Annotated in this window: 18 protein-coding genes; 11 read left to right on the top strand and 7 right to left on the bottom strand. The window is 56.3% G+C overall.

The features are described 5' to 3' along the window. Nucleotides 1-25 precede the first annotated feature (25 nt). The 3 genes from lonB to FPV09_RS03400 all read left to right on the top strand — a co-directional run bounded on the left by lonB (nucleotide 26) and on the right by FPV09_RS03400 (nucleotide 4,144). Nucleotides 26-1,930 (top strand): ATP-dependent protease LonB, encoded by a 1,905-nt coding sequence (gene lonB / locus FPV09_RS03410; RefSeq protein ID WP_148882385.1) that lies wholly within the window; start codon nucleotides 26-28, stop codon nucleotides 1,928-1,930. Nucleotides 1,931-2,057: 127 nt separating this feature from the next. Next, nucleotides 2,058-2,798, top strand: a complete 741-nt coding sequence (sufC, locus tag FPV09_RS03405; RefSeq protein WP_148882384.1) for a Fe-S cluster assembly ATPase SufC — start codon at nucleotides 2,058-2,060, stop codon at nucleotides 2,796-2,798. Beyond that, nucleotides 2,795-4,144 carry an SUF-like minimal system protein SmsB gene (locus FPV09_RS03400; RefSeq protein WP_148882383.1) on the top strand — a complete coding sequence of 450 codons (1,350 nt, stop codon included), beginning with the start codon at nucleotides 2,795-2,797 and terminating at the stop codon, nucleotides 4,142-4,144. The genes sufC and FPV09_RS03400 overlap by 4 nt, the downstream gene beginning before the upstream one ends. 37 nt (nucleotides 4,145-4,181) lie before the next feature. On the opposite strand, the gene FPV09_RS03395 is transcribed toward FPV09_RS03400, so the two are convergent. Genes FPV09_RS03395 through hydB form a run of 7 tightly spaced genes read right to left on the bottom strand, consistent with a single transcriptional unit; the run spans nucleotide 4,182 to nucleotide 9,378 of the window. Further along, nucleotides 4,182-4,631 carry a hydrogenase maturation protease gene (locus FPV09_RS03395; RefSeq protein ID WP_148882382.1) on the bottom strand — a complete coding sequence of 150 codons (450 nt, stop codon included), beginning with the start codon at nucleotides 4,629-4,631 and terminating at the stop codon, nucleotides 4,182-4,184. 4 nt (nucleotides 4,632-4,635) lie between these two features. Beyond that, nucleotides 4,636-5,067, bottom strand: a complete 432-nt coding sequence (locus FPV09_RS03390) for a type II toxin-antitoxin system VapC family toxin (RefSeq protein WP_148882381.1) — start codon at nucleotides 5,065-5,067, stop codon at nucleotides 4,636-4,638. Beyond that, nucleotides 5,048-5,257, bottom strand: a complete 210-nt coding sequence (locus FPV09_RS03385; RefSeq protein ID WP_148882380.1) for a hypothetical protein — start codon at nucleotides 5,255-5,257, stop codon at nucleotides 5,048-5,050. The genes FPV09_RS03390 and FPV09_RS03385 overlap by 20 nt, the downstream gene beginning before the upstream one ends. 48 nt (nucleotides 5,258-5,305) lie before the next feature. Further along, complete coding sequence (hydA, locus tag FPV09_RS03380; RefSeq protein ID WP_058939521.1) at nucleotides 5,306-6,595, bottom strand: NADPH-dependent hydrogenase/sulfhydrogenase 1 subunit alpha; 1,290 nt, start codon at nucleotides 6,593-6,595, stop codon at nucleotides 5,306-5,308. Further along, nucleotides 6,592-7,383 (bottom strand): NADPH-dependent hydrogenase/sulfhydrogenase 1 subunit delta, encoded by a 792-nt coding sequence (gene hydD / locus FPV09_RS03375; RefSeq protein ID WP_148883655.1) that lies wholly within the window; start codon nucleotides 7,381-7,383, stop codon nucleotides 6,592-6,594. The genes hydA and hydD overlap by 4 nt, the downstream gene beginning before the upstream one ends. Before the next feature lie 10 nt (nucleotides 7,384-7,393). Continuing rightward, complete coding sequence (gene hydG / locus FPV09_RS03370; RefSeq protein WP_148882379.1) at nucleotides 7,394-8,278, bottom strand: NADPH-dependent hydrogenase/sulfhydrogenase 1 subunit gamma; 885 nt, start codon at nucleotides 8,276-8,278, stop codon at nucleotides 7,394-7,396. Next, entirely contained in the window at nucleotides 8,275-9,378 is a 1,104-nt protein-coding gene (hydB, locus tag FPV09_RS03365; protein WP_148882378.1) for an NADPH-dependent hydrogenase/sulfhydrogenase 1 subunit beta, read from the bottom strand. The genes hydG and hydB overlap by 4 nt, the downstream gene beginning before the upstream one ends. Nucleotides 9,379-9,760: 382 nt before the next feature. Here hydB and FPV09_RS03360 point away from each other — a divergent pair, with 382 nt between their 5' ends. Genes FPV09_RS03360 through FPV09_RS03325 form a run of 8 tightly spaced genes read left to right on the top strand, consistent with a single transcriptional unit; the run spans nucleotide 9,761 to nucleotide 19,037 of the window. Beyond that, nucleotides 9,761-11,587, top strand: a complete 1,827-nt coding sequence (locus tag FPV09_RS03360) for a molybdopterin oxidoreductase family protein (RefSeq protein WP_168194721.1) — start codon at nucleotides 9,761-9,763, stop codon at nucleotides 11,585-11,587. Further along, entirely contained in the window at nucleotides 11,584-12,078 is a 495-nt protein-coding gene (locus tag FPV09_RS03355; protein WP_058939516.1) for a 4Fe-4S dicluster domain-containing protein, read from the top strand. Before FPV09_RS03360 ends, FPV09_RS03355 begins: the two co-directional genes overlap by 4 nt. After that, nucleotides 12,075-13,499, top strand: a complete 1,425-nt coding sequence (locus FPV09_RS03350; protein ID WP_148882376.1) for a hydrogenase 4 subunit D — start codon at nucleotides 12,075-12,077, stop codon at nucleotides 13,497-13,499. Before FPV09_RS03355 ends, FPV09_RS03350 begins: the two co-directional genes overlap by 4 nt. After that, nucleotides 13,496-15,280, top strand: a complete 1,785-nt coding sequence (locus tag FPV09_RS03345; protein ID WP_148882375.1) for a proton-conducting transporter transmembrane domain-containing protein — start codon at nucleotides 13,496-13,498, stop codon at nucleotides 15,278-15,280. Before FPV09_RS03350 ends, FPV09_RS03345 begins: the two co-directional genes overlap by 4 nt. After that, on the top strand, nucleotides 15,277-16,155 hold the full coding sequence (locus tag FPV09_RS03340; protein WP_148882374.1) for a respiratory chain complex I subunit 1 family protein: 879 nt from the start codon (nucleotides 15,277-15,279) through the stop codon (nucleotides 16,153-16,155). The genes FPV09_RS03345 and FPV09_RS03340 overlap by 4 nt, the downstream gene beginning before the upstream one ends. A gap of 1 nt (nucleotide 16,156) precedes the next feature. Beyond that, entirely contained in the window at nucleotides 16,157-17,791 is a 1,635-nt protein-coding gene (locus FPV09_RS03335) for a hydrogenase large subunit (RefSeq protein WP_148882373.1), read from the top strand. Next, nucleotides 17,788-18,276 carry a 4Fe-4S dicluster domain-containing protein gene (locus FPV09_RS03330; RefSeq protein WP_394343842.1) on the top strand — a complete coding sequence of 163 codons (489 nt, stop codon included), beginning with the start codon at nucleotides 17,788-17,790 and terminating at the stop codon, nucleotides 18,274-18,276. Before FPV09_RS03335 ends, FPV09_RS03330 begins: the two co-directional genes overlap by 4 nt. Next, a complete protein-coding gene (locus FPV09_RS03325) occupies nucleotides 18,276-19,037 on the top strand; it encodes an NADH-quinone oxidoreductase subunit B family protein (RefSeq protein ID WP_148883654.1) in 762 nt (253 codons plus the stop codon). The genes FPV09_RS03330 and FPV09_RS03325 overlap by 1 nt, the downstream gene beginning before the upstream one ends. The last annotated feature ends 6 nt before the right edge of the window (nucleotides 19,038-19,043 follow it).

Here is a 19,043-nt window from a genome sequence, read left to right as displayed (position 1 = left end):
TGAGAGAACGAAAGAGGGAAGAAAAATGGGGGACAAAGAAAAGATTGAAGAGGCCCTGGCCCCCAGGGAGTACGGCGAGAGCCTGGAGCTGGGTGTGGATTTCAGCACCACCGAGGAGATCAAGGTTCCGGAGAAGCTAATAGACCAGGTCATCGGCCAGGAACACGCGGTCGAGGTCATCAGAACCGCGGCGAACCAGAAGAGGCACGTCCTTTTAATCGGAGAACCCGGAACCGGCAAGTCCATGCTCGGTCAGGCCATGGCGGAGCTTCTCCCGACGGAGAACCTCGAGGATATACTGGTCTTCCCGAACCCAGAGGACGAGAACATGCCCAAGATAAAGACCGTCCCCGCCTGCCAGGGAAGACGGATAGTCGAGAAGTACCGGGAGAAGGCCAAGGGCCAGGAGAGTATAAAATCGTACATCCTGCTGTTCGTTATGTTCACCGTCATGCTTGCCCTTTTCATAGACTTCAGCGCGACGACGCTCTTGATGGGTCTCTTTGTCGTTATACTCACCATAATGGCGCTCTCCAACATGCGCCTCAAGGGCTCCGTTCTCGTTCCGAAGCTTCTCGTGGACAACTGCGGCAGGACCAAGGCACCGTTCATCGACGCTACAGGCGCGCACGCGGGCGCGCTCCTCGGCGACGTCAGGCACGACCCGTTCCAGAGCGGCGGCCTCGGAACGCCCGCCCACGAGAGGGTGGAGCCCGGAATGATACACCGCGCCCACAAGGGAGTCCTGTTCATAGACGAGGTGGCGACCCTGAGCCTCAAGATGCAGCAGAGCCTCCTCACCGCGATGCAGGAGAAGAGGTTCCCAATAACCGGCCAGAGCGAGATGTCGAGCGGAGCAATGGTCAGGACCGAGCCGGTCCCGTGCGACTTTGTCCTCGTCGCGGCTGGGAACCTCGACACCGTTGACAAGATGCACCCTGCCCTGCGCTCCCGTATAAGGGGCTACGGCTACGAGGTTTACATGCGCACGACGATGCCGGACACCCTGGAGAACAGAAAGAAGCTCGTCCAGTTCGTCGCACAGGAGGTAATCCGCGACGGAAAGATACCCCACTTCACCAGGGAGGCCGTTGAGGAGATAGTCAGGGAGGCCCAGAAGCGGGCCGGCAGAAAGGGGCACCTTACCCTTCGCCTCCGCGACCTCGGCGGTATCGTTAGGGCCGCGGGGGACATAGCCGTCAAGAAGGGCAGGAAGTACGTCGAGAGGGAGGATGTGATAGAGGCCGTCAGAATGGCAAAGCCGCTCGAGAAGCAGCTCGCCGACTGGTACATCGAGAGGAAGAAGGAGTACCAGGTCATCAAGGCGGACGGCAAGGGAATCGGCCGCGTGAACGGTCTCGCCGTCATAGGCGAGCAGAGCGGTATAGTCCTGCCGATAGAGGCGGTCGTCGCCCCCGCCGCCAGCAAGGAGGAGGGCAAGATTATAGTCACCGGAAAGCTGGGCGAGATAGCTAAGGAAGCAGTTCAGAACGTCTCGGCGATAATCAAGCGCTACAAGGGCGAGGACATAAGCCGCTACGATATACACGTCCAGTTCCTCCAGACCTATGAGGGTGTCGAGGGCGACTCGGCGAGCATAAGCGTGGCCACCGCGGTTATATCCGCGCTGGAGGAGATACCGATAAGGCAGGACGTTGCCATGACGGGCTCGCTCAGTGTCCTCGGTGAGGTGCTCCCGATAGGAGGCGCCACGCCGAAGATAGAGGCCGCAATCGAGGCCGGCATAAAGACCGTCATAATCCCCAAGGCCAACGAGAAGGACGTCTTCCTCAGCAAGGACAAGGCGGAGAAGATACAGATATTCCCGGTTGAGACCATCGACCAGGTCCTCGAGATCGCCCTCGTAGACAACGAGAGGAAGGATGAGCTTCTCAGGCGCATAAGGGAGGCCATCCCGCTTTCCCTTTGAACTTTCCCTCTCTCTTCTCCCGTCGCCCGCAGCTTTTCCTGGTCGCCACGTTTCGGTTCGTGGTTCCCATTCATGTCCGGAAATACTTAAAAAACGTCCCATCCACGTTACCCACGGAGGTGAGCTAATGCTCAAAGTTGAGAACCTTTACGTCTCGGTAGAGGGCAGGGCCATACTCAAAGGCCTCACCCTTGAGATGAATCCCGGTGAGTTTCACGTTGTCATGGGACCGAACGGCTCTGGGAAATCAACACTGGCCCTCACAATAGCCGGTCATCCCAGGTACTCCGTGGAGGGTGGAAGGATACTCTTCGACGGGGAGGATATAACCGGCTTTGGCCCCGACGAGAGGGCCAGGAGGGGGATAATGCTGGCCTTCCAGCACCCCCACGAGGTTGAGGGCGTTAGGATCATCGAGTTCCTCCAGCAGGTTCTGGTTGAGACGAAGGGCGTTGATCCCGTAGAGGCCTACGACAGGATAGTCAAAAAGGCGGAGGAGCTGTGGTTCCGGGAGGAGGACCTTCACCGCTACGTTAACGTTGGCTTCTCCGGCGGCGAGAGGAAGCGGCTTGAGCTCCTCCAGGCGCTCCTCATAGAGCCGAAGCTTCTCATCCTCGACGAGCCCGACAGCGGCGTCGACGTTGACTCTCTGAGCGTCATCAGCAGGAAGATAGAGGAGCTACACCAGCACGGCACGGCCGTGCTCCTCATCACACACTACGGCAGGATACTCGGACACCTCGATCGGGAGAAGCTCAGGGTCCACGTCATGAAGGACGGCAGGATAGTGAAGACCGGAAGCGGCGAGCTGGTGGAGAGGATAGAGAGCGAGGGCTTCGGCAGGATATTCGAGGAGGTGGGAGAATGAACCCCCATTCCGACTCCGTGACCATTCAGGAGGCCAAGGAGATCATAGCACAGGAGATAGAGAACCTGGCACGCAGGAACAAAGAGCCGGAGTGGATGACGAGGATAAGGTACAAGGCGCTCGAAGCATTCGAGAGGGCCCCGCACAGGGACCCCATAATCAGCGAGGAGGAGTTGCTTAAGTTCATCGCCAAGCCGGAGATAGCCGGCGTTCCCGAGAACATCGAGAGTCTCGATGACCTGCCCCCGGAGATGAAGGCCCTCCTCGACAGACTGGGCATAAGCGAGGTCGAGCAGAAGTACATAGCCGGCCTGGCGGTTCAGACGGACACCGGCGTCATCTACAACGAGTTCCTCAAGGAATGGGAGAAGAAGGGTCTCATAGTCCTGCCCATGGAAGAGGCCGTCAGGAGGTACCCGGACGTCGTTAAGAGGCACTTCCTCCAGATGTTCCGGGCGGACGAGAGCAAGCTTACGGCTTACCACACCGCGGTGTGGAACGGTGGAATCTTCCTCTACCTCAAGGAGGGTCTCAAAGTTCCGTTCCCGCTGCACCTGTTCTTCCTCATCCAGGAGAGCGCACTGGCCCAGGCGCCGCACATAATCATACTCGCCGAGAAGAACACGGAGTTCCATCTCATCGAGGGCTGTACCGCGCCGATTCTGCTCAAGCACTCCCTCCACCTCGACATGACCGAGGCTTACATCCATGACGGGGCCAAGGCCCAGCTGACCGTCCTCCAGAACTGGCCGGAGTACGTTCACACGAGGCCGATGACCAGGGCGAGAATCGGCAAAGGAGCGCGCTTCATCAACACCACCGTTGGTCTCGGAACGGGCAGGAGCAACATAGCCAACCCCAAGTACTGGGTGGACGAGAACGGCTATGTCGAGCTGAACGGAATAATCCTCGGCCAGAAGGACTGGTACGTTGATCTCGGCGGCGAGATGTACCTCCAGGGCAGGGGCGCCGCTGGAATAAACGCCAGCAAGGCCGTCATAATGGACGAGGGCACCGTGATAACGAGGGGCGTCATAAAGGCGGAGGCGCCAAGGACTAAAGGGCACATAAGCTGCGACGCACTGCTGATGAGTGATAAAGCCACGATGGAGACCTACCCCGGACTCGTCAGCAGGGTTGACGACGCCGAGCTGAGCCACGAAGCTGCGATAGGCAAGATACGCGAGGAGGAGCTGTTCTACCTGATGTCACGCGGTCTGAGCGAGGAGAAGGCGACCCAGCTCATAGTCAAAGGCTTCCTCGAACCGATGCTCAGGGACATCCCGATGGAGTTCCTTGTGGAGATAAGGAAGATAATCGAATTGGCCGTGAGCGGGGGCATGTGAGCTCCCGGCCAATTCTTTGATTGTTCAATTATTTAATTCATTCTTTGCAGAGTTCTTCAACCAGCTCGACGACCCTTGGCAGGGCATTTTCAACTTCCTCGGTGAGCTCCATTCCAAGGTCTATCTCCTTGGCAACGACGCCGATGAAGTGTATATCCGCTTTGGCGAGGCGCTCGTCCATCGCCATCAGGAGTTTGAGCCCGTCTATGGCCCCCATGAAGTGGGCGCTCCTTATCTCGGCCTTTAGCTTATCGAAGACCTGCTCTCCCCTCAGGTGAATTATCTCGCCCGGCCGGAACTTTTCGCTCAGGATCGCGTCTATGATTATCAGCCTCTCCTCACCCATGTAATGGGCGGAGAGCATGAATATGTCCGTGCCAACGTCGAGGACGTTGTACCCCTTCTCCGAGAGTATTCTGCCGGCCTTCAGTCCTATTCCATCGTCCTTCATCAGTTCGTTGCCGAGGGCAAGGATGAGGGTTCTCATGGAATCACCCCGTTATAAGTTCAACACCTTCCGCCTTCGCGGGGCCAGGAAAGTCGTCATCGAGAGTCGCCAGTGCAAAACCGTGCTCGATGCAGGTTGCAAGAATCAGTGCATCGTTAGGGAGCATGGCGTACTTCTCGATGAGTTCTATGGCCTTGAAGACCGTCCCTTGCGTGGACCCAATGAACCCAAAGCATCTCAGAGCTTTGAAAACAGCCTGAATCTCCGGCGGCAGTTTGTCCTTCCTTCCTTTGAGGGTCCTGGGTGCGAGTTTTGAGAAGTAGCCGAGGAGCAGATACGTAACCTCACTAAACACAGTTTCGGTTATGTAAAGGGCAACATCTTCGTTCTCAAAGGACTCAAAGAGTTCAACCGCCCGTTCGCTACCCTTGAAGTACTCCACGATGAGGGAGCTATCAATCAGCAATTCCTTCATAGATTTCCCTCTTGAGCTCCTTCCAGGATTTATTGGTCTTTATGACGCCCTTAAGCTTCTTCATGTTTTCAAAGAGTTCGTCCTTGTGAGAGAGATACCATGCCATAGCCTCAACGTCCTTCCTGAAGGTCTCGGCGTACTTCTTGGGTACCTTCACGTGTATAACAACATCAACGATTTCCTCGGCCATAATACCCCCGGTATTTTTCTGTCACCAGCCCTTAAAAAAGTTGAGAAATCAGAGCCTCGCCACGTGCACTGAACAGGAGATGCACGGGTCGTAGGCGCGAACGACCATCTCGGTGAGGTACTTGAGCCTCTCCGGGTCGTCGTTGTAGTGCTTCTCCGCCATCATCCTGACGTGGACCTCCATCATGGCGAAGTTGTAGGCCGTCGGCGTGATTATGTCCGCGTAGGCAACCCTTCCGTCCTTGACCTCAAGGGCGTAGGTGACGATTCCGCGCGGAGCCTCGGTGGCGCTGACGCCGAAGCCATCCTTCACCTCAACCCTGTCCCTCGGTGCTATCGGCCACTTGGCGAGGGCCTCGTCTATGAGGTCTATAGCCCTCTCCGTGAAGTAGACCAGCTCAAGCGCCTGGGCGAGGTTGTTCGCGAAGGGGTTGGTCGGCCTGAGCAGGTCTCTGTGGCTCTCGTAGAGCTCCTTGGCCCTTCCGTAGAGTGTCTCCGCGTTGTTGACCAGCCTCGGAAGCGCACCGACCATAAAGGGCTTCTCGCCCTTGTAGAAGCTGTGCTTGGCGAAGCTGTGCTCAACGACCTTCTCGACGATGTGCTTCTTGTAGTCCTCGACCGGGAACTCGAAGCCGTCGCTCACCTTGATGTAGTCGCCGTAGATACCGTAGACGTCTCCCCTCGGCTTTACCGCCATGTGGATTATCGGCCCCTCGACCTCCTCGTACTGTTCGAGCTTGGAGAACAGCTCGAAGGTGTACTCCGCCTTCGGGAGGGCCTCCTGAAGGCGCTTCTTCATGGTCTCAAGGGTGGCCTTGTCGGGCAGCTTGCCGAAGCCTCCGAGGACCACGTTCTCCTGATGTATCGCCCTCGCTCCGAGTTCGTCCATCATCCAGCTTCCGAGGTTCTTTAGGTCGAGGGCGATGCCTATCTCCTTCTTGTACTCGTTAACCATCTTGAGCGGGTTGGAGTAGCCGAGGTAGTCCGGGAGGACGAGGAGGTACAGGTGGAGCGCGTGGCTCTCTATCATGTCGCCGATGTAGAGGACCTCTCTGAGTGCCTGGATTTCCTCGCGCGGGGTGAATCCTATCGCCTTTTCGGCAGCCTCCACCGCGGTGAGCTTGTGGGCAGCCGAACAGAATGAGCATATCCTCGGGTAGACCGCCAGGGCCTCGTCGAGCTTCTTACCCACGGTGATGGCCTCGAAGAACCTTGGCCCCTCGATGATGTTGAGCTTGACCTCCTTGACACCCTCGTCGCCGACGACTATCTCAACGCCGCCCTTGCCCTCAACGCGCGCTATGTGGTCAACGGTGATGGGAAGGTAAAGGTTCTTCATTCTTCCACCCCCTGGAATATCTTCTCAACCATCTCCTCGAGCTTCGGGTTGTGGGCGTTGAACATCTTCATGCGCTGGAGTATATCCTCCTTGCTGATTCCCTTCTCCTTGAACGTCCTGGCGAGTGAGTCGAACCAGGCAACGTCGTAGCCTATCGCTCCCCTGCAGCCGATGCACGCCACTCCAAAGCCTGGGCACCTCGCGTCGCAGCCGGCCCTCGTTATCGGGCCAAGGCACGGCTCTCCTTTCTCTATGAGTACGCACGGGTGTCCCTTCAGCCTGCACTCGACGCAGACCGGGTAGTCTATGTCCTCCGGCCACGAGCCGACGAGGAAGGTACCGAGGGCGTAGAGGAAGTCCTTCTTCTCCGGCGGGCAGCCGTAGATGCGGTAGTCAACCTTAATGTAGTTCTCGACCGGCTCGGCCATCTTCGGCTCGAACTTGACCTTTCCGTCGCCGTAGACGGTCTTCCAGAGCTCCTCAAGGCTCTTGTCCTTCTCCCAGCTCTGCACACCGCCGTGGATTGCACAGGAGCCAACCGCCACGACTATCTTCGCGTTCTCGCGTATCTTCTTGACGAGCTCGACTTCCTCCTCGGTGGAGACGCTTCCCTCGATGAAGGCTATGTCCACAGGCTCGTCCTCGTAGCTGTCGCGCTCAAGCATGAACCAGCAGACGATTTCCGCGTGCGGGAGCAGCTGGAGTATCTCGTCCATCATGGCCAGCTGGAGCTGACAGCCGTAGCATGAGGTGAGAGCGTAAAACCCAATTCTGACCTTTCCTTCCATCTCCACCACCTCAGTCCAGTAAGCCAGGCGTTGATACTATGTCGAAGTACGTGAAGACCGGGCCGTCCTTACAGATGTACTTCCAGCTCGTGCTCGTTCCGACGTTGCAGTGGCCGCACTTTCCTATTCCGCACTTCATCTTCCTCTCCAGCGTGACGAATATGTTCTCAGGCCTGTAACCGTAGTTGATGAGGGACTCAAAGACCGACTTGTACATCCTCGGCGGACCGCAGATGGCTATGGCGGTCTTCTTCGGGTTGGTGTTGGCCTCAACTATGAAGTTCTGCGGCCTTCCGTGGAGTCCCGGCCACTCGGGGTCGCGGGTGACACTCTGGATTATCTTGACGTTCTCGGCCTCGGCGAGGTCCTTCATGGCCTCGAGCTCCTTGTAGAACAGGAGATCCTTTCCGTAGCGGGCCGTGTTGATGAAGGTTATGTTGCCGTACTTCCAGCGGTTGTCCATGGCGTAGAGGAAGACGCTCCTGAGCGGGGCGGTTCCAAGGCCTGCAGCTATAAGGAGCAGGTCCATTCCCTCCCAGTCGTCAACGGGGAAGCCGTTTCCGTAGGGGCCGCGAACGAGGACGGTGTCACCGGGCTGGAGCTTGTGGATGACCGTGGTGACCCTTCCGGCCTTCCTGATGCACAGCTCGAAGAATCCCTTCCTCATCGCGGAGGAGCATATGCTTATCGGAACCTCGCCGACACCTGGGATTGTGAGCTGGACGAACTGTCCGGGCTTGAAGGTCCACTTCTCGGCCAGTTCGGGGTCTTCGAAGCGGAACAGGAACAGCTTCTCGGTCTCGGTCAGCTGATAAACCTTGAGAACCTTCGCTCTGTGGAGCGCGTAGGGGTTCTCCTCTGGCATCATAATCTCCCTGGGAACTATCTCGCTCATATGTCCTCACCCCTTATCTCCGAGGCGTAGGCGAATCCCCTCTTCGGGATTTCCTCGCTTACCTCTCCTGGGCACGTCTTTTCCTCAAGTCCCATGATCGTGCGCAGGTTCTTCACGAAGCTTATGCCCGCTGGGCAGAAGTAGGTGCACCTTCCGCAGCCGACGCAGTAGCTTATGCCGAGCTTCTCGTTGTAGGAGTTCTTACAGAGGTAGCGGTTCATGAAGCGGCTCTTCTTGGTTGGCCTGAAGTTGTGGTTTCCTGCAACGAGGCCGTGGCTCCTGAGCTGGCAGGAGTCCCAGCGCCTCTCGCGGTAGCCGGTTTCACCGTCGAGGCTGACTATGTCCTGCACCTCGTAGCAGCGGCAGGTCGGGCAGGTGGTGTTGCAGTTGCCGCAGGCGAGGCATATCTCAGCCTGCTCGTCCCACATCGGGTGCTCCATCTCGAGCTCGAGGAGGTAGCGAAGGTTGCTCCAGTCCTCGTGGTACTTGAAGGCCTTCGAGCGTTTGTTCTCGAACTCGCGGAAGTTGCAGATGTCCTCGGTGGTGACCTCCTCGAAGAGCTTGATGTTCTTGTCCACTATCCTGTGGCCGGTCGGGGTTCCGACGCGGACGAGCCAGCCGTCCGGAAGCTCGTGCAGGAACAGGTCGAAGCCGTCGTCAGCGAAGTCGGTCTCGCGCAGGTTGCAGAAGCAGTACTCGTCGGGCATACAGCTGATGCCTATGATTATGCCCTTCTCCCTGCGGACCTTGTAGTACTTGTCCGGGAGCTCGTCGAGGTACACGGTGTCGAGCACCTTGAGGCCGAAGATGTCGCAGGCATGGAGACCGAAGAGCACGAAGGGCTCGACGTCCTCTATGACCTCCTTGTACTCGGCTTTGGTGAGGTTGAACTCGAAGAGCTTCTCCCTAGGAAGGAAGAAGAACTTCTTCGGCGGCATTATCGTCCTGTTGTAGCTGAACTCTACCTTTTTGACGTCGTCTATTTCCCTGAAGTCGTAGAACTTCTCGGATATCTTAACCGGGGCGTAGAGCTTGCCCCACTCCTTCAGCCTCTCGAGGAAAATGTGGGTGTTCTCCTTCGGGAGCTTAACATATCTCAAACCAACCACCTCCAGTGAACATAAATATACATGTGCTCATGTTTATCCCCTCAATTGAGGCTTCTCCGGAGGTTAAAAAAGCGTTTTTAAACCCGAAAATTCTAAACCAAAGGTTGAAACGGTTTTGTTTTCGTATCATGTGGGATATAAAACAAAAGAGTTTATTCTTTTTTCTGGTCACGCCGGAATCTAAGTGTGCATTTCTGATTTTAAGGCTCCAGAACCTTTAGTTTTGGAAATACGGTTTTGGAAAGCCCTTTAAGTGGAGTTATCACAACTTCTGAATGAACATAAATGATGATATGTTCCATCGTGTTCATCACTGGGAGGGAGCTGGATGCGCACCATCGTCACGTGCTTTCACTGTGGCATTGGTTGCCGGATGGGGGTGAAGAAAAAACATTCACGTCCCCATGAGATAAATTATCTTCGAGATTTGGACGTCCCTAATGGCTCCGGCAAGCTCTGCTCGTGGGGAAATCTGATGTTCGAACCTGGCGTTGGGAGTAACCGAATAAAACGCCCTATGAGGGCTTTGGAGGAAGGAAAGTTTGTTGAGATTAGCTGGACGGACGCCCTTCGTGAGGTTGGTTTTCAGTTATCTAAATACGCCCGCGATGACCCTGAGATGCTTGGTTTCATAGGTGGGGAGATTGTATCAAATGAGTCGGCGTATCTATTTCAGAAGCTTGCCAGGTTGCTTGGTACCAACAACGTCGATACAACCGCCTCCCTTTCCCATGGGGTTTCGATTAGGGCGGTTCTTGAAATGGACGCGTGGGGCCACTGGGCAACCTTTACGGATATCGACGGGGCAGACCTGATCATAGTCTGGGGAGCAGATCTGGCGGGAAATTACCCGGTACTGCTCGGGAGGATTGCCAGGGCAAGAGAGCGTGGGGCGAGGGTAATTCTCGTGGATCCTGTAACCGGGAGAACATCGAAATTTGCCGATTTCCACCTTCGGCCCCTGCCGGGTACGGACGTCTTCCTCGCGCTCTCCATTATGAACCACCTGATAAAAACCGACGAACGCTTCGGGGCAGTCCTTCCGGAGGACGTCCTAAGACTCGTATCGAGGTTCCCTCCGTCGTATGGAGAGGAGCTGACGGGGGTTCAGGAGAGGGTTATAGACGCCGTTGCACAGGAAATCCTCAGATCCTCCCATGGAATCATTCTCTGGGGTTCAGGAGTTACAATGAATGAAAACGGTGCCTCCTGCGTGAGGACTCTAATCACGCTCACCTTCATTTCAGGAATGAAGTTTCTTCCCATCTCGAGGTACGGGAACTCCCAGGGTATCCTCGACATGGGACTCATTCCCGACCTGCTCCCGGGTTATATCCCCTGCGGTGAAAGAGGGGATTTTCAGAAGGCATGGCTTGTTGAGGGTCTGAATCCTAACCCCGGGAAATCGCTCCCTGAAATGCTGGATGGTGGTATTGATGTGTTCTACATCCTCGGGGCGGATTTAACCCGCCATATCCCGGATGCCCCCGATACCCTGAGGAACGCGGAATTCGTTATTCTGCAGGACTCGTTTATGACCGAGACGGCCAAGTTCGCCGATATAATCCTTCCAAGTGCTCTTCTCTACGAGGAAGGCGGCTCGACGACGAACTTCGAACGAAGGGTTCTGTGGTGTGGAAAAGCCAAAAGACCTCCCGGTGAAGCGCGGGGTGCGGTTTCGATTCTTGGGGAGATTGGAAAGGCCATGAACCTCCCAAGCTTCGGTTATACCTTTCCCGAAGAGGTGCTTAGGGAGATAAGCCTTCTTATTCCGGAATATCCTGGGCCGAGGAAGCTAGTGGGGATTCCAGAAGGTGTTTTACTCGAAAGATCTCCCGGGGTAAAGCGAAGGTTTGCCTCCGTAATTCCATCCAGGCCTCCTGAAGGGGAGATACTTCTCATTCGGGGGCATTCCGGTCGATTTATGCCGGGTTTACTGGCCGGGAGAATGGGGGAGACTGATACCGCCCTCATAAGCCCCGAGGATGCATCGCGCCTCGGCGTTTCAAGCGACGACAAGATTGCGATTGAAGTCGGGGACAACAAGATAGTTGTAAGGGCTAAAATCTCAAACCGCACGCTCAAGGGAGTCGTTGTGGTGCACTGGGACCTCGTGCGGGCCGCATTATCGTTAGGGCCCCTTAGGAACTTTTTGGTATCCAAGGCCTGCCCCTGCAGGATTCGGAGGGATGAAATGTGAAGAAGGTGTTCATTGACTTCAGGAGGTGCATAGGTTGCGGCTCCTGCGAGGCGGCCTGCGCGAGGGAGCACAGCGGGAAGCCGAACATATCCATCGTGCAGACGTCCGAACTAATGATGATGTCCTTCAACTGCCGTCACTGTGAGAACGCCCCCTGCATGCTCATCTGTCCAGCGAGGGCGCTTTACAGAGACGAGGACGGGGCCGTTCGCGTTAAATACCATGAATGCATTGGCTGCATGCTGTGTTCTATCGCCTGTCCCTTTGGAACACCGCGTTTTGACGAACGCCTCAAGGTCATGGTGAAGTGCGACCTCTGCGCCAACCGGAGGGCGGAGGGCAAGCTTCCAGCCTGCGTTGAGACCTGCCCAATGGATGCGCTGATTCTAGCCACCGAGGAGGAGATAGTGGGGATGAAGCTGAAGGAGGCTGCCGTCAGGAGGGAGGAGTTCATCAGGAAAGTTGAAGACATGATGGGGTGTGGGCCATGATTGCGCTCGTACTCTCTTCAATAGCGCTCGCCTATCTGGGGGTTGTATGCTTTGTGCTCGATGACAGGAGGGCAGACACGGTAATGCTCCCCCTGCTCTGGTTGTCTTCCCTGATTCAGGTTCTTGTTGCGGCGGTGTTTTACCGCTCCCCAGACCCGATTCACGCTGTGTTCCTTGACATGAATGGATTTGGGGAGGTTTACGGCCTTAGGGTAGACGGCACGAGCGTCTTCACGGCGTTCGTTGTTTCCACGGCGGGGGCGGTGTTCCTGACCTATGCCGTCCGCTATATGGATGAAAAGAACGTCGGCCACCCACACAGGGGGCAGAAGGGCCGGTTCTACGGCTGGATGATGCTGTTCCTTGGTTCAACGCTGGCTTTCATATACTCCTCCACGGTGCTCCAGATGCTGATATTCTTTGAGCTTATGAGCCTCGCGTGCTGGGGTGTTGTGGGGTTCTATGGCAGTAAAAGGGCGGAACGGGCGGCGCTCAAGGCCCTGCTGATTCCCAACTTCGGGGCCATAATCGGTTTCTACACAGCGGTGGCGTATGGAATCAAATATGGGGACCTTGGGCTTGACTTCCTGGGAGCACTTCCTGAGAGGGAGAAGATGATACTGTTCCTGTGCTTTATGGTGGCCGCGTTTACCAAGAGCGCCCAGTTTCCGCTCTACTCGTGGATCCCGGACGCAATGGAGGCCCCGACCCCGGCAAGTGCCTTTCTCCATGGCGCAGCCATGGTAGAGATGGGGGTCTACCTTCTGATAAGGGTCGTCCAGTTCATGGAGCCCCCAGTCACCGTTTTCTACCCCATGGCGTTGATTCTCGTGGCAACCCTCACCGTTGCAATGCTCCAGTATCCGAGGCAGAGCGATGCCAAGAAACTGCTGGCGTATTCCACGATAGCGGAGTGTGCCATAATGTACACCGGTGTCGCCATTGCCGTCCTCGGAAGCCCCCTCGGAATTAAAGCCGCGCTCTTTCAGCTAATGAACCACGCTTACCTCAAGGGACTGGCCTTCCTGACGGCTGGATCGTTTACCTACTACTACGGGACGCTGGACATGGGGAGGATAAAGGGCCTGAAGGAAACCCCCCTCCTGGCATACTCATGGAGCTTTTCCCTACTTGGACTCGCGGGCCTGCCCCCGTTTGGGGTGTTCTTTAGCAAGCTCTACATATACCTCAACGCCGGGAAGATGTACGATGTCCCGCTCGGAATCCTGCTCCTCCTCGTGGTTCTCGCGGATTCGGTAGTTCTTCTGTACTCAGCACTGAGGAGTATCAACTCCATGATATTCAGTGAAGGGGAGCCGAGAAGGGTGGACGGAATCGTAAGTGGGGCACTGTGTTCGCTTATCCTCCTCTCCCTCACGTCCGCCTTTATTGGCTACGCCCTTCTGGGGGTGGTACAATGATATTTGCGCTGATGTTTCTCCTGGCTATCATCGTAGGACTGGTGTCCAGAAACTCAAAGGTAGTGAGCGTTCTCTCGGCGCTCGCGTCCATTTCCCTGGTGGTTGAGGCTACCCGGGGAATTGTCTTCCACACCGCCATCTCAGGAATCACCGTTGCCTTTGCCACCGATGAACTGTCCAGGTTCTTCGCCATACTCGTGGGGGTGGCGGGCTTTGCTGTCTCCGTGTACTCGCTCTCCTATATGGGCAGGAGGCACCTCGTGACCGCAGCATACCCCCTATTTGTGCTTTCTATGGCCTTGATAGTCCTCGCCAGGGACTTCCTCACGCTCCTGATTTTCTGGGAGCTGATGACGGCCGCCTCCTACGTCCTCATCATGTATAACCACGAGAGGAGGGAAACCCTGAGGGCCAGCGTCGTGTACCTTGTTGCAATGCACGCCCTGAACACTGCACCCCTGATTATGGGGCTGGGCTATGTCTACAGTCATGCGGGAACCCTCGACTATTCGGCGCTAAGCGGTACTGTAGTTCCCTCATGGGTGATCTGGGCATTGACCGTGGGGTTCCTAGCAAAGGCGGGCATTTTTCCCCTGCATTTCTGGCTCCCTGAGGCCCATCCCGTTGCACCGAGTAATGTTTCGGCACTCCTCAGTGGGGTTATGCTCAAAATGGCGGTCTATGGGATGTTAAGAACCTTGGAAACGTTCGATAGGGCGGGTTCAATAGCGGTCCCGCTTGTGGTGCTCTCAATCGTCACAATCGCCCTCGGTTCGTTGCTGGCACTCAACCAGAAGGACATCAAGAGGATGATGGCCTACTCAAGCATCGACAACATGGGGTACATATTCCTCGCCATTGGGGCGTACCTGCTCCTTTCGGGGGAGCTCAAGGAAGTGGCCATAACAGCCGTCCTACTGCACTCCTTCAACCACATGCTGTTCAAGAACCTCCTTTTCATGCTCTCTGGCAACATCCTCCACGCAACAGGAAGGAAGGACACGGGCATCAGGGGGCTCTCAAGAGAGATGCCTATCACGTTCAGGCTGTCAATCGTTGGAATCCTTGCAGTGTCAGGTGTACCCCCCCTGAATGGCTTTGCGAGCAAGTGGCTGATTTACAGGGCGACATTCCTATCGAAGAACCCTCTCCTGGTGGCGGGCGGTGCAGTTGCACTCCTCGGGAGCGCGCTCACCCTGGCGGCCTACCTCAAGCTTTACCGTGTGTTTACCTGCGAGCCAAACGTCGAAGCCGAGGAGGCTCCCTTACCAATGCTTCTTGGCGAGGGGATTCTTGCGTTCCTCTGCGTTGTGGGTGGTGTTGTTCCCGGTATGCTCCTGCGCCCAGTGGGCCTTCCCTACCCAGCAACGCTTGACCTCCCGCTCTTCACCCTGATAATAGCTGTGCTCATTGCGTCCCTGCTCGTGGCGCTGCCTCCCCGGGCAAGGGAGAGCGGAGTCTGGACCAACGGGGAACCCGTAGAGGAGTTTGAGATAAAGCCGGAGCACATGTACACCGGCGTTTCGGGGGCAGTGCAGAGGATCTCGGCAGCGGGAGACAGAATCCAGTCCCTGGCACTATCCGGGAGCAGGTTCTACCGTTCGACTGGAGGGGGTTACATTGACGAGGCACTGTTCATGCCGCTGATCAGGCTCTCCTGCGGGTTCGGTGCATGCTTCAAGGAGCTGTCGAAGGAGCTGAACGGGATGCTCGCGACAACTTTCCTCGTGCTCGTGGCGATGGTAATCGCGTTCCTAGCCTTCGTGGGGGTGATAGGATGAACGCTCAGGACGCCGCCCCAATCATCGTGCCTCTGATGGTCCCTTTCATTGATGGGGTTGCAAGAAAGGTCCGAGCAGTGATTCAGAAGCGTGTCGGCCCATCGATTGTCCAGAGCTGGTACGACCTGCTGAGCTTTTTGAGGATAGAATGTAACTCCCCCGTGGATTCCCTGACATTCAGACTGGCCCCCTACATCGCCTTTGTGAGCGCCATAGGGATGCTCCTGTTCCTGCCCTTTGGAGAAAAGGCACCCTTTGGGTTCGAGGGGGACGTCATAGCCTTTATCTACGTCTTCACGATGTTCTCAGCCGCTGTCGTGATGGGGGCTCTGAGCGTTCCCAGCTCCTACACATCTGCCGGTGCCGGCAGGGAGGTCACGATGTCCATAGTGTTCAAACCGCTTTTCGCGGTTGTTATTGGAATATTCGCGATGAAAACCGGTGCTTTAACCATAGAGGGCATGGCGTCAGCATTAAAACCCTCAATATCAGTACTCGGCGCATACCTTCTGCTGATTTATCTGACGTACGTTGAGGCTGGTTTCGTGCCGTATGACATAGCCGAAGCGGAAACGGAGCTCCTCGGTGGTCCCCTTGCTGAGTACAGCGGAAGACTGTTTGCAATTATGTTGTGGGCGTTCCAGATAAAGCGGTTCGCCATGATATGGTTGCTGGCGTCAATGCTCGTCCTTCCATTCGTGAGCGGTAGTACTGTGTTACTGTTCCAGTGCGGTGCGTTTGCACTCCTTTTCCTTGGAATGGTCGTGTATGAGGCGATGAGTGCCCGTTACCGCATCGATCAGGCCGTTAGAAATGGGACCATGGCCTTGACCCTCGGAATTTTCTTCCTGCTCGTTGGATGGATGGGGTGGTAATATGATAGCGGAGTTTGAGGCTAGGTTTGGGCCGATCCTTGAAAAGAGAACTCTCGGCGAGAAAAAAGTGCTGTACACGATAATGGCGAGGCCAGAGGACTTTCAGAATATGGTTAGGTCCCTTCTCGCTGGGCAGAATGTAAGGCTCTTTACAATGGTTGGGACTGACGAAAGGGCGGTCGAAGATGCATTCAGCATAACGTACTGGTTCGCGGATACCTCTAAGGGAGAACTCCTGGGCGTGAGGCTATACGTCCCCGAGGACAAGCCGGTGTTTCCGAGCGTGGCCCAGTTCCATAGGGGCGCTCTATGGTTCGAGAGGGAAGTTCAGGATCTTCTCGGCGTTGAGGCGGAGGGTCTGCCGGATCGGAGGAGGTTGATACTGCCCGACGACTGGCCGGAGGGTGTTTATCCCCTCAGGGAGGACTTCAAGTACTCGGAAAGCCCGCCGGGCGAGAAGAGGTATCCCTACGCCCGACCTCCCGAAGGCACGAGTGTTCACGCGATAGGGCCGTACCACATCGCCCTCGACGAGCCGGCGCACTTCAGACTCTTTGTCAGGGGGGAGGAAATTGTAGGTGTCGATTACAGGGGCTTCTACTCCCACCGGGGAATTGAAAAGCTCGCGAGGGGCAGGCTGAACTACAACCAAGTGTGCTTCATAGCCGAGAGAATCTGCGGGATATGTGGTTTCTGTCATTCAACGGCCTACGCCCAGGCAATAGAGGAGGCCGCCGGAATAGAAGTTCCTGAGAGGGCCGAGTACATCAGAACACTGCTTCTCGAACTTGAACGGCTCCACTCCCACCTCCTGTGGGTTGGTGTTGCGGCACATCTTGTGGGCTTTGACACCGCGTTCATGGAAGTCTGGCGTATAAGGGAGAGGGTCATGTGGCTGGCTGAGAGGCTAACCGGGAACAGAAAAACCTACGGGCTCGTCGTCGTTGGAGGCGTGAGGAGAGACCTCCTTGATTACCGAAGGGAGCTTGTGGAGAGGGAACTCGATGTAATGAAGAGGGAATTCAACGATGTTGTGGAGTTCCTCCTATCCTCCGCCGGGTTCATCAAAAGATGTGAGGGGGTTGGAGTGCTGTCAAAAGAAAAGGCGCGGGCCTGGGACGCGTGTGGGCCGGTTGCAAGGGCGTCTGGTGTGGACTACGACGTCAGGAGGGACTTTCCCTACGCTGCATACAGGGATTTGAGCTTTGAAGTTCCGGTCGAGACGGAAGGGGACGTTCTGGCGAGGGCCATTGTTAGGATAGAGGAGGTACGGCAGAGCATCTCAATAATTAAGCAGGTTCTCGACGCGATGCCCGGCGGGGGCATCTTAGCGGACTTTGGGGATATCCCGGAGGGAGCAGAAGGCATCTCCGCCGTGGAGGCCCCCAGAGGTGAGAACGTGCACTACATCCTGGCGGGGGACAGAAATACCATCTACCGCTGGCGCGTGAAGGCCGCCACATACAACAACCTGCAAACTGTGCCGGACATGCTCGTCGGTTACACGATAGCGGACGCACCTTTGATTATAGCCAGCATCGACCCGTGTTACTCCTGCACCGAGAGGGTTCAGGTGGTTGATATCGAGAGTGGAAAGTCAAAGGTGGTGCGGCTGGGGGTGGGAATTTGCCGGTGACCAAAGCATACCCATTCGAGCCCGAAGAAGCTCCTCCGGAATACAGGGGCATCCCCTGGATAGACCCCGTGCTCTGCATAGGTTGCGGTGCCTGCGCCAACGCTTGTCCGCCGAACGCGATACTGAGGATAGACGACCCCGAAAACGGGACGAGAAGGATAGTGCTCGACGTGGGCAGGTGCATAAGGTGCGCCCGCTGCGAGGAAGTCTGCCCGACGGGTGCGGTCAGGCTCACCGCGGAGTTTGAGGCCGCCACCGATGACAGGAACGATCACGTGGAGATTGTTGAGCTGAGGCTCGCCAGGTGCAGGGGCTGCGGGAAGTATACCTGCTACACTGAAAGGCAGGTGGAGAAGGTACTGTCTCTGATTCCGAGGGGAATCCTTGACTTTGACAGGGTGAGGGAAAAACTCCCCCTCTGTTCCGAGTGCAAGCTGAAGCTGACGGTACTCAATGCCACCAAGTTCGGGGAGGTGGAGCCGTGATGAAATCCCTTTGGGTCTTCCACGTGAATACCGGGGCCTGCAACGGCTGCGACATAGAGATACTAGACGTGCTCACCCCATACTATGACATAGAGAGGCTCGGAGTAAAGCTCGTCCCAACGCCGAGGCACGCCCACGCCCTCCTGGTCACCGGACCCTTAACGAGGCAGGCATACCATGCGGCCAAGATGGCCTACGAAGCCATGCCACCAAAGCCGAGGATTGTCATAGCCGTAGGAACCTGTGCGTGTTCCGGAGGGATATTTCACGACAGCTACGCCCTGAGGCGCGAGTACAGGGAGTCTCTTGAATACCCTCTGAAGGGTGGAACCTCAGAGTTCCTGCCTGTGCACCTCTACATCCCAGGATGCCCCCCGAGGCCAGAGGAAATCCTCTACGGCATTGCGCTCCTCAAAAACATCGTGGAGAAAAAAGTCAGGGGAAGGCGGTTCAGTGAGGGCACCTTCGTTCTCCCGAGGGAGAGCTTCAACGCGTGGGTAGAGGTCCTTCTCCGCGCAAGGATAAGGAAGGAGCTGGGCTATTTCGATGGTTACTCTCTGCTCAAGCGCTTTATGGAACTCGTTGAAAGCTCCGAAAGCAAAGAAGAGCTGGAAAAACTCGTTGAGAAGACCATAAATGACGAGGGCGATTCTAGGCTCAGATACGGCCTTGAGAAGCTTTATTCCTACTATCTTGAGGTGGTGAGAACTTATGAGGGCATACTTGCTGCGAAGAGGGCGCTCGTTGGGCTTCCAAAATGAGGTCTC

The organism is Thermococcus aciditolerans, from assembly GCF_008152015.1.
Classification (GTDB): Archaea; Methanobacteriota_B; Thermococci; order Thermococcales; family Thermococcaceae; genus Thermococcus; species Thermococcus celericrescens.
Note: the sequence above shows the minus strand (reverse complement) of the source record. Positions and strands in the feature narration are given on the sequence as shown.

What these genes read in the sequence shown, in the direction of transcription:
- FPV09_RS03400 (WP_148882383.1), top strand. Translation starts at nt 2,795, where the DNA reads ATGAACCCCCATTCCGACTCCGTGACCATTCAGGAGGCCAAGGAGATC.
- FPV09_RS03335 (WP_148882373.1), top strand. Translation starts at nt 16,157, where the DNA reads ATGATAGCGGAGTTTGAGGCTAGGTTTGGGCCGATCCTTGAAAAGAGA.
- hydD (WP_148883655.1), bottom strand. Translation starts at nt 7,383, where the DNA reads ATGGAAGGAAAGGTCAGAATTGGGTTTTACGCTCTCACCTCATGCTAC.
- hydA (WP_058939521.1), bottom strand. Translation starts at nt 6,595, where the DNA reads ATGAAGAACCTTTACCTTCCCATCACCGTTGACCACATAGCGCGCGTT.
- FPV09_RS03350 (WP_148882376.1), top strand. Translation starts at nt 12,075, where the DNA reads ATGATTGCGCTCGTACTCTCTTCAATAGCGCTCGCCTATCTGGGGGTT.
- FPV09_RS03340 (WP_148882374.1), top strand. Translation starts at nt 15,277, where the DNA reads ATGAACGCTCAGGACGCCGCCCCAATCATCGTGCCTCTGATGGTCCCT.
- FPV09_RS03385 (WP_148882380.1), bottom strand. Translation starts at nt 5,257, where the DNA reads ATGGCCGAGGAAATCGTTGATGTTGTTATACACGTGAAGGTACCCAAG.
- FPV09_RS03395 (WP_148882382.1), bottom strand. Translation starts at nt 4,631, where the DNA reads ATGAGAACCCTCATCCTTGCCCTCGGCAACGAACTGATGAAGGACGAT.
- FPV09_RS03390 (WP_148882381.1), bottom strand. Translation starts at nt 5,067, where the DNA reads ATGAAGGAATTGCTGATTGATAGCTCCCTCATCGTGGAGTACTTCAAG.
- FPV09_RS03325 (WP_148883654.1), top strand. Translation starts at nt 18,276, where the DNA reads ATGAAATCCCTTTGGGTCTTCCACGTGAATACCGGGGCCTGCAACGGC.
- FPV09_RS03345 (WP_148882375.1), top strand. Translation starts at nt 13,496, where the DNA reads ATGATATTTGCGCTGATGTTTCTCCTGGCTATCATCGTAGGACTGGTG.
- hydG (WP_148882379.1), bottom strand. Translation starts at nt 8,278, where the DNA reads ATGAGCGAGATAGTTCCCAGGGAGATTATGATGCCAGAGGAGAACCCC.
- sufC (WP_148882384.1), top strand. Translation starts at nt 2,058, where the DNA reads ATGCTCAAAGTTGAGAACCTTTACGTCTCGGTAGAGGGCAGGGCCATA.
- FPV09_RS03360 (WP_168194721.1), top strand. Translation starts at nt 9,761, where the DNA reads ATGGGGGTGAAGAAAAAACATTCACGTCCCCATGAGATAAATTATCTT.
- lonB (WP_148882385.1), top strand. Translation starts at nt 26, where the DNA reads ATGGGGGACAAAGAAAAGATTGAAGAGGCCCTGGCCCCCAGGGAGTAC.